The organism is Rhodococcus sp. EPR-134, from assembly GCF_001647205.1.
Taxonomy (GTDB): Bacteria; Actinomycetota; Actinomycetes; order Mycobacteriales; family Mycobacteriaceae; genus Rhodococcus_F; species Rhodococcus_F qingshengii.
The window spans coordinates 1-9662 of record NZ_LVCT01000654.1; the positions used below are offsets into that span (position 1 = coordinate 1).

8 protein-coding genes are annotated in these 9662 nt (G+C 64.4%); all 8 read right to left on the reverse strand.

Annotated features, from left to right (window positions below; all coding sequences use genetic code 11):
• Positions 1-534 (reverse strand): DUF3558 domain-containing protein (locus A2J01_RS28505; RefSeq protein WP_064114073.1); only part of this gene is annotated, 534 nt, incomplete at its 3' end.
• Between the two features lie 83 nt (positions 535-617).
• Positions 618-1229, reverse strand: a complete 612-nt coding sequence (locus tag A2J01_RS28510) for a TetR/AcrR family transcriptional regulator (RefSeq protein WP_064114071.1) — start codon at positions 1227-1229, stop codon at positions 618-620.
• Positions 1230-1289: 60 nt separating this feature from the next.
• Complete coding sequence (locus A2J01_RS28515; RefSeq protein ID WP_064114072.1) at positions 1290-2075, reverse strand: enoyl-CoA hydratase family protein; 786 nt, start codon at positions 2073-2075, stop codon at positions 1290-1292.
• Positions 2076-2088: 13 nt separating this feature from the next.
• The gene (locus tag A2J01_RS28520; protein ID WP_064114074.1) at positions 2089-3249 is read right to left on the reverse strand and encodes an acyl-CoA dehydrogenase family protein; all 1161 of its coding nucleotides are present in this window, start codon (positions 3247-3249) and stop codon (positions 2089-2091) included.
• Entirely contained in the window at positions 3249-5234 is a 1986-nt protein-coding gene (locus A2J01_RS28525) for an acetyl/propionyl/methylcrotonyl-CoA carboxylase subunit alpha (protein ID WP_064114076.1), read from the reverse strand. The genes A2J01_RS28520 and A2J01_RS28525 overlap by 1 nt, the downstream gene beginning before the upstream one ends.
• An 8-nt stretch (positions 5235-5242) precedes the next feature.
• Positions 5243-6841 (reverse strand): acyl-CoA carboxylase subunit beta, encoded by a 1599-nt coding sequence (locus A2J01_RS28530; RefSeq protein WP_003941989.1) that lies wholly within the window; start codon positions 6839-6841, stop codon positions 5243-5245.
• Positions 6838-7986, reverse strand: a complete 1149-nt coding sequence (locus A2J01_RS28535; RefSeq protein ID WP_007728404.1) for an acyl-CoA dehydrogenase family protein — start codon at positions 7984-7986, stop codon at positions 6838-6840. Before A2J01_RS28535 ends, A2J01_RS28530 begins: the two co-directional genes overlap by 4 nt.
• Positions 7983-9662, reverse strand: a 1680-nt coding sequence (locus tag A2J01_RS28540; RefSeq protein WP_064114075.1) for an acyclic terpene utilization AtuA family protein, incomplete at its 5' end; no start/stop codon positions are given. The genes A2J01_RS28535 and A2J01_RS28540, both read right to left, overlap by 4 nt.

Here is a 9662-nt window from a genome sequence, read left to right on the forward strand (position 1 = left end):
AACTGTTTTTTCCATCAGATCCCGCGCCACCGTGCATGGATCCGCGGTCGGTGGCAGCAAACCGTAGGTGATCGACCAGTGCACGAAGTCTCCGCCGAACGCGATACCCAACTCGCACAACGAACCTGCGGTGGACGCGATGAAGCCCTGGTGTCCACCGATCGTGATGTCGTCGGCAGGACGTCCGAGCAGGTCGGACCCGGCCCGTTCGCGGCCGATCGGGCTACCGCGGTACCAGGAGAAACTGACGCTCGGACCGTTCGAACCGGCGACTTCCCACTGGCACCCGACGCCGTTGCGCGTCGTCGTCGCAAAAGCGCCGAGATTGAAGGCGTTGACAACTTCCTCGTCGGTCACCGAGCCGCATTCGGCGAACATCGGGCCCGGATCCGTAGGTGCGAGTGCCTGCGAACCCGCACCGTCGCCCGGCTGATCGACGGACCCGTCGCCGGAGCTGCAGCCGACCACGGCCGAGAGCACGGCAGCCGAGACCAATACCGAAGTCCCGATCGAAGTGAGAGTGCGTGCGACCATGGAGCCGACTGTACTTCTCGGTGGCCCCCGACACACGCCACGTGCGCGTCGAGAGCACCGGCGCCGGCCCCTCCGCTACCGATTCAGGGAGTTGCCACCGGTACCCGAACAAGTGTGGAATCCAATTGCGCCGCCCACTGTTTGACCACCTCGGTGCGTCGGCGCGAGTCGTCTGTCAAGACATCAGCCAGCCCCAGCCCGCGGGCCAGGTCCAGGGTCGCCTGTACCAAGCGGTGCGTCACCGGGTCGGAGTCGTCGACACCCAGACTCTCGACGGCCATGCGGTGCGCGATGCGCCCGAATCGTTCCTCGAGGGGCAGTACGCGGGCACGCAGGTCGGGGTCGGAGGCAGCGGCCGTCCACACCTGCAGTGCTGCTTTGAACAGAGTCCCGGTGTAGTACTCCACCAACCGCGAAATGATCGCCTCGGTTCGTCCGGCACCCACCGGAAGGTCGGTCGATTCCTTTCGTGCCTGATCCATCCGGGCGTCGAACATCACCTCGAGCGCCGCGGTGATGAGGTCCTCGCGGGTCGGGAAGTGATGCTGCATCGCGCCTCTGGACACCCCGGCACGCTGCGCGACGACGCTCATCGTCGTTGCGCTCCACCCGAGTTCGGCGAGACACTCCACAGTCTCTTCGAGCAGGTGGGAGCGCGTGACTCGACTTCGGTCCTGCTTGGGCTCTCGAGTCATCGCGCCGCCATCCCTTCTACTTCTGTGTTCCAGCGCTTCTGTGTCCCAGCTGCGCAGTTTCTACTGCGCCCAGGCCGCTGGACGCTTCTGCAAGAAAGACATCATGCCCTCACGAGCCTCGTCAGAGGAAAACAGCCGAGCCGACTGCGCGATCATCTCCTCGCCGTCCCGGTCGAATCCGGCCAGGACCGAACGCGTCGTGATCCACTTCGATTCGGCAAGTCCCTGCGGTGAACATTGGCGCAGGGTGCCGAGCAGTTCGGTGATCGACTCCCCCGTGTCCTGCGACGCGGCGGTGACGAGTCCGATGGATTCGGCCTCGTGCTGGCCGAACTTCTCTCCGGTGAGCAGATAGCGGCTCGCAGATCGCTGGTCGAGCCTCGGCAGGACCGTGAGCGAGATGATGGACGCCGCCAAACCCAACCGTGATTCCGTCACCGCGAAGGTGCTCGCCGGTCCGGCGACGACGATGTCGCACGCCCCGACAAGACCCATGCCTCCGGCCCGGACGTGACCGTCGATCCGCCCGATCACCGGCTTGGGAAGCTCGAGAATGCTGCGCAAGAGTGTCAGCATCCCCCGTCCTCGCTCCTTGACGGCGTCCTCCGGTGATGCGGACGAACCGGAGGCCTCACTGAGATCGGCTCCCGCACAGAATGTTCCACCGGTGTGGGCGAGTACCACCGCTCGAACTGCCGGATCGGCGGCAGCCGACGTCAACCCAGCCTGCAACTCCGTGACCAACCGCGTCGAAATCGCGTTGCGGTTGTGGGGTGAATCGAGAGTGATCGTGGCAGCACCGCCCGATATTTCGTACCGTACGTATGGCTTGTCCTGATCCGTCATGAGTCGCCTCTTCCTAGTAGGACCGTGGCAGACCGAGGGAATGCTGTGAGACGAAGTTGAGGATCATCTCGCGGCTCACCGGCGCGACGCGGGCGATACGTGCCGCACCGAGCATGGCGGCCAGTCCGTATTCCTTCGTCAGTCCTGCGCCGCCATGCGTCTGGATCGCCTGATCGAGTGCCTTGATGCTGGCCTCGGCAGCGGCGTACTTTGCCATGTTCGCGGCTTCGGCAGCACCGAAATCGTCACCGCTGTCGTAGAGCATGGCGGCCTTCTGCATCATCAGCTTGGCGAGCTCGAGTTCGATCTTCACCTGCGCGAGTGGATGCGAAATACCTTGGTGCGCACCGATCGGCGTCTTCCACACCGTGCGCTCGTTGGCGAACTTCACTGCGGCGTTCAGGGCGTAACGGCCCATGCCGATGGCCATCGACGCACCCAGGATGCGCTCGGGGTTGAGGCCGGCGAACAACTGCATCAAGGCGGCATCGGCTTCGCCGACCAGAGCGTCGGCCGGCAGACGGACGTCGTCGAGGAAGAGGATGAACTGGTGGTCCGGCTCGATGATGTCCATCTCCATCTGCGTCTTCACGAATCCGGGAGAATCCGTGGGGACGATGAACAGAGCAGGCTTGAGCTTGCCCGTCTTGGAGTCCTCGGTCCGCGCAACGACGAGGACCGCGTCAGCCTGATCGACACCCGAGATGTAGATCTTGTTGCCGCTCAGGATCCAGTCGTCGCCATCCCTGCGTGCCGTCGTGGTGATCTGATGAGAGTTGGAACCAGCGTCGGCCTCGGTGATTCCGAACGCCATGATCTTGGAGCCGTCGGCGAGGCTGGGTAGCCACTGCTGCTTCTGCTCCGCCGTGCCGTACTTGCCGATGATGGTGCCGCAGATGGCCGGGGATACGACAACCAGGAGCAGACCGGCACCCTGCGCCGCCAATTCCTCCTGCACCAGCGCGAGTTCGTAGATGCCTGCACCGCCGCCGCCGTATTCCTCCGGCAGGTTGACGCCCAGGAATCCGAGTTTGCCCGCCTCGTTCCACAATTCGGTGAGCGGCTCCCCCTTTCGCGCCTTGGGCAGCACGTAGTCGACGTAGTTGAAGCGCTCACCCAGTTTGGAAACGGATGCCCGCAGTTCCTTCTGCTCTTCGGTTTCGATGAAACTCATCATGCTTCCTCTTCTGTAGCGGGTTCTTCCACACGTGCGAGTACCGATCCGACCTCGACCTGCTGGCCGACGGCGACCGGAAGTTCCACCAGGACACCGGCAGTCGGCGCGGTGACGGTGTGTTCCATCTTCATGGCCTCCAGCCACAGAATCGGCTGGCCGGCGGTGACGGTGTCACCGAGTGCGGCACCGAGGCGGATGACCGATCCCGGCATCGGAGCGAGCAACGAACCGGCGGCGACTTCTGCCGACGGATCCACGAAGCGCGGTGCTGCCGTCAACGCGACGGGTCCGAGCGAGGAGTCGACAAAAATCTCACTCCCGTAGGCCGCAACGTCGAACGAGCGCTGTACTCCGCTCTGCTCGAGCACTACCCGGGTCGCAGTTGCCGATACCAGGCGCACGTCGTCGAAGCCTTCTGCACTCAGCACGCCGCTTCGGCTCAGGGAGTAGCGGACGTCGTACTCGCCCGACGCAGTGGAGTAGCTCTTGCTCTGCGGCTGCGACGGGAGGTTGCGCCACCCGCTGGGCAAGCGGCCGATGACGCGGGCCGACGCCCGGTTGCGCGCGGCATCGGCAAGTGCCGCCGCCAGCGCCGAGAGTCTTTCGGCGGCGGTATCGGCCAAGGGCGTAGACAGCTTCTCGAGGTCGTGAGTCTCGAAGAAGGCAGTGTCGGTGTCTCCGGCAATGAAGGCGGGGTGGGCCAGGACGTTGACGAGCAGGTCGCGGTTGGTGCGCAGCCCGTGAATCCTGGTGCGCGCCAGCGTCGATGCGAGCAGCCGGGCAGCTGCGGTCCGCGTCGGCGCGTACGAGATGACCTTGGCCAACATCGGGTCGTAGTGGACGCCGACAACACTGCCGTCGACGACGCCGGAGTCGAGGCGAACGCCCTGCTCACGCAGAACACTGAATTCTTGCGGGTCACCGGGCAACTCGATGTGGTGGACGGTTCCGCTCTGCGGCTGCCAGTTCTTGGCGGGGTCCTCGGCGTACAGGCGCACTTCGATCGAATGCCCACGGATCTCCGGCTGATCGTCCGGAAGTGCTTCACCTGAAGCGACCTGCAATTGCAGTTCCACCAGATCGAGTCCAGTGGTGCACTCGGTGACCGGATGCTCCACCTGCAAACGCGTGTTCATTTCCAGGAAGAAGAAGTCGCCTTTTTCGTCAGCCAGGAATTCAACGGTTCCTGCCCCCTCGTAACCGATGGCGTTGGCTGCGAGCCGCGAGGCGTCGAACAGCTTGTCGCGCATGGCGGGGATGCGTTGCACGAGCGGCGACGGGGCCTCTTCGACCACCTTCTGATGCCGACGCTGGATCGAGCACTCGCGCTCCCCCACCGCCCACACCGCACCGTGGCGGTCGGCCATGACCTGAACCTCGATGTGCCGACCGGTCTCGAGGTAACGCTCACAGAAGACTGTCGGGTCGCCGAAAGCGGACTGCGCCTCACGCCGCGCCGCTTCCAGTTCGCCGTCCAGCGCCGACAATTCACGAACGACACGCATTCCGCGTCCGCCGCCGCCCGCCGACGCCTTGATCAGCACCGGCAGATGAGCCTCGGTCACCGCGGCGGGATCGAGTTCGGAGAGCACCGGCACTCCCGCGGCGTCCATGATCTTCTTGGACTCGACCTTCGACCCCATGAGCTCGATGGATTCGACGGGCGGGCCGATCCACGTCAGTCCCGCGTCGATGACGCTGCGCGCGAACTCCGCGTTCTCGGAGAGGAATCCGTATCCGGGGTGAATCGCGTCGGCGCCCGAAGCCTTGGCGGCGGCGATGACGAGCTCACCCCGCAAGTAGGTCTCGGCAGGCGTGTTACCCGGTAGGCGAACCGAAGCATCGGCTTCGGCGACGTGCGGGCTGTCGGCATCTGCGTCGGAAAATACCGCGACCGTGCCGATTCCGTTCTTGCGGCAGGTTGCAAAGACACGGCGGGCGATTTCGCCACGATTGGCGACCAGTACTGAAGTGATTGTCACGGCGTGCCTCACATACGGAAGACGCCGAAGTTCTCGGTGCCTTCGATCGGGGCGGTGGCGATGGCCGACAGGCACATTCCCACCACGGTGCGGGTGTCTCGGGGATCGATGACGCCGTCGTCGTACAGACGACCCGACAGGAACATCGGAAGTGACTCGGCCTCGATCTGGTTCTCGATCATCGCGCGCATGCCGGCGTCGGCCTGCTCGTCGAAGACCTGGCCGCGGGCCTCGGCAGCAGCGCGTCCCACGATGGAGATGACGCCGGCGAGCTGCGCACCGCCCATGACGGCGGACTTGGAACTGGGCCACGCAAAGAGGAACCGCGGATCGAACGCGCGTCCGCACATACCGTAGTGACCGGCGCCGTACGACGCTCCGAGCAGGATCGAGATGTGCGGAACCTTGGAGTTGGCAACCGCATTGATCATCATCGATCCGTGCTTGATCATGCCGCCCTCCTCGTATTCCTTACCGACCATGTAGCCGGTGGTGTTGTGCAGGAACAGCAACGGCGTGTTGGAACGATTGGCGAGCTGGATGAACTGCGTGGCCTTCTGTGATTCCTCACTGAAGAGCACTCCACGTGCGTTCGCCAGGATGCCGATCGGGTAGCCGTTCAGCTCGGCCCACCCGGTCACGAGGGAGGAGCCGTAGAGCGGCTTGAACTCGTCGAAGTCGGAGCCGTCGACGATACGGGCGATGACCTCACGCGGATCGAACGGGATCTTCAGGTCGGCCGGAACGATGCCGAGCAACTCTTCCGGATCCTCGAGCGGTTCGATGATCTCCGCGCGCGGCGCCGGCCCCTTCTTGGTCCAGTTGAGCCGCTTGACGATCGAGCGCCCGATGCGGATCGCGTCCTGCTCGTCGGCGGCGAAGTAGTCGGCCAACCCGGACTTGCGAGCGTGCATTTCGGCGCCGCCGAGTGCCTCGTCGTCGGATTCCTCACCGGTGGCCATCTTGACCAGCGGCGGGCCTGCGAGGAACACCTTGGAGCGTTCCTTGATCATCACGACGTGGTCGGACATGCCCGGGATGTACGCACCGCCGGCCGTCGAGTTACCGAAGACCAGTGCAATGGTGGGGATTCCGGCCGCGGACAGCTGAGTGAGGTCACGGAACATACGCCCGCCAGGGATGAACACCTCTTTCTGCGTCGGCAAGTCTGCGCCACCGGACTCTACGAGGGAGATCACCGGGAGGCGGTTCTGCATGGCGATGTCGTTGGCCCGGAATCCCTTACGCAGTGTCCACGGATTGCTGGTGCCGCCGCGCACGGTGGGATCGTTGGCGACGATCAGGCATTCGACACCTTCGACGACGCCGATACCGACCACGGTGCTGGCGCCGACCGGGAAGTCACTCCCCCACGCAGCGAGGGGACACAGTTCGAGGAACGGTGAATCCTGATCGAGCAGGAGTTCGATCCGCTCGCGTGCCAGCAGCTTTCCCCGCTTGTGGTGCCGCTCGGTGTACTTCTCGCCGCCACCCGCCAACGCCTTGGCGTGCTCGACCTCGATCTCGGCGAGCTTGGTGTTCATGGTCGAAGTTGCGGTCTTGTACACCTCGGAATTGGTGTCCAGTGTTGACCGGATGACACTCATGACTGATACCCCAATCGCTTGGCCGCGAGGCCGGTGAGGATTTCGGTGGTTCCGCCACCGATTCCCAGAATTCGCATGTCCCGGTACTGCCTCTCCACTTCGCTTTCCTGCATGTATCCGAGGCCGCCGAACAGCTGAACAGCTTGGTTCGCAACCCATTCGCCCGTCTCGACTGCCGTGTTCTTCGCAAAGCACACCTCGGCGATCAGATCGCCGTCACCGGCCATGTACCGCTCGATCACCGAGTGCGTGTACACCTTGGCGACGTCGATCTTGCGGGCCATCTCGGTGACGGTGTTCTGGACGGCCTGCCGACTGATCAGGGGGCGACCGAAAGTCTCACGGGCGCGGCACCATTCGAGCGTCAGCTCCAGGCAACGTTCTGCACTGGCATACGCCTGCGCGGCGAGCGCTACCCGCTCGGAGACAAATGCCTGGGCGATCTGCGCGAAGCCGCTGTTCTCTGCACCGACCAGATTCTCCACCGGAACCCGGGCGTCGACAAAGGAGAGTTCCGCGGTATCGGATGCGCGCCAGCCCATCTTCTCGAGTTTGCGCGAGACGGTGAATCCCGGTGTGCCCTTCTCGATCACGAGCAGTGAGACACCACCCGCGCCGGGACCACCGGTGCGCACCGCTGTAACGACGAAGTCCGCTCGAACGCCGGAGGTGATGAACGTCTTGGCGCCGTTCACGACGTAATGATCGCCGTCGCGCTTGGCTGTAGTTGTCAGGTGCCCGACGTCGCTGCCTCCGCCGGGCTCGGTGATGGCGAGCGAGCCGATCTTGTCGCCGCGCAGGGTCGGCTTGACCCACTTCTCGATCTGCGCCTCGTCGCCGGCCGCGATCAGGTGCGGCACCGCGATGCCGCAGGTGAAGAGCGATGCGAACAGCCCGCCCGACGCACCTGCCTGATGCATCTCCTCACAGATCACGATGGAGTCGACGGCGTCGCCGCCCTCACCACCGGCCGATTCGGGTGCGCTGGCCCCGAGGAGTCCGAGAGCGCCTGCCTTGCGGTGCAATTCGCGCGGAATCTCGCCGTCTCGCTCCCACTGCGTCAGATGCGGCAGAATCTCCTGGTTCACGAATCCGCGTACGGTCTCGCGAAGCGCAAGCCTTTCCGGTGTGGTCCACACGGTCACCGTGAATCCTCTTTCTCGTCAGTTACGGGGAGTAGCGAAATCGGGATGTCGATGTGGCGCGAACGCAGCCATTCACCAATTCCCTTGGCCTGCGGATCGAACCGCGCCTGCGAGGCGACACCCTGACCGAGAATTCCCTCGATCACGAAGTTGACGGCACGAAGGTGCGGAAGCTGGTAGCGAGTGACGTTCAGGTCTGCTGCTTCCGGTAGCAGTTCCTTGAGCATCTCGACGGTCAGTGTGTGCGCCAACCACTTCCACTGATCGTCCGTGCGAACCCAGACGCCGACGTTGGCATTTCCGCCCTTGTCGCCGCTACGGGCACCGGCGATCGTGCCGAGTGGTACTGAAAGCGACGTCTGTGGCGGCAACGGCTCCGGACGCTCCGGTTCGCCGACGGGTTCGAGGTCCTGCGTCAACGTGGACGGAGCGATGTCCACGCGCGTGCCGTCCGGCAGTACGGCCACGTGCGGCACCGATCCCGCGTCGACGTAGCCGGGGGTGAACACTCCGTACGGTTGGCCGTTGCTCGGCGGAGCCGTCAGCGAGAAGCCGGGGTAGCTGGCAAGTGCCATTTCCACCGCAACCGCGGAGAAAGGGCGACCGATCACCTTGGGGTCGGAATCGCGAACCACGCAGCGCAGCAACGCACTCGCGGTTTCCTCGGTGTCGGAATCCGGATGATCCGTGCGAGCGAGAGTCCAGACCAGTTCGGCGGGCTTCTTCGTCAGCCAGGATTCGAGCTGAGTCTTCGCCAGATCGGCCTTGGCCTCGATGTCGAGACCCGTGAGGATGAAGGTGGCCTCGTTACGGAACCCGGCCAGCGTGTTCAGGGAGACCTTGTACTGCGGCGGCGGAGCCTCGCCCGTGACGCCGCTGATCAACACCCGGTCCGGGTCTTCCTGGGTGAGCACTGCGTTGTCGATGCGGGTCGTCACGTCCGGGCCTGCATAGCGTCCACCGGTGATCTCGTACAGCAGCTGCGCCGTCACCGTGCCGACGCTCACCTCGCCGTCCGTTCCGGCGTGCTTGGTGATGACCGAGGTTCCGTCCGCGTTGATCTCAGCGATCGGGAAGCCAGGCCGGCCCAGATTGGGAATCTCTGTGAAGAACGCGTAGTTGCCGCCGGTGGCCTGGGTTCCGCACTCGATGACGTGGCCCGCCGCGACAGCACCGGCAAGCTGATCGAAATCATCTCGCTTCCAACCGAAATGGTGAGCGGCCGGACCGACGATCACCGACGCATCGGTGACCCGTCCGGTGACCACGACATCGGCGTCGGCCGACAATGCTTCGACGATGCCCCAGGCGCCGAGGTACGCATTGGCCGTCAGTGGGGAGCCGAGTCCGAGTTCGTCTGCCCGAGAGATCAAATCGTCGCCCTCGACGTGGGCGATCTTCGCGTTCAACCCCAGCTTGGTGTTGACCTCGCGCAACGCGTCGGCCAGTCCGGCGGGATTGAGACCGCCTGCATTCGCGACGATCTTCACCCCCTTGTCGAGCGCAAGGCCGAGCGTGTCCTCCACCTGCCGCAGGAACGTCTTCGCGTAGCCGAGCGACGGGTCCTTCATCCGATCCCGCCCGAGGATCAACATCGTCAGTTCGGCCAGGTAGTCGCCGGTCAGGTAGTCGAGTTCGCCGCCCTCGAGCATCTCGCGCATCGCCGATTCGCGGTC

Coding starts and splice junctions, on each gene's coding strand:
- A2J01_RS28510 (WP_064114071.1), bottom strand. CDS start 1,229: ATGACTCGAGAGCCCAAGCAGGACCGAAGTCGAGTCACGCGCTCCCAC.
- A2J01_RS28515 (WP_064114072.1), bottom strand. CDS start 2,075: ATGACGGATCAGGACAAGCCATACGTACGGTACGAAATATCGGGCGGT.
- A2J01_RS28530 (WP_003941989.1), bottom strand. CDS start 6,841: ATGAGTGTCATCCGGTCAACACTGGACACCAATTCCGAGGTGTACAAG.
- A2J01_RS28520 (WP_064114074.1), bottom strand. CDS start 3,249: ATGAGTTTCATCGAAACCGAAGAGCAGAAGGAACTGCGGGCATCCGTT.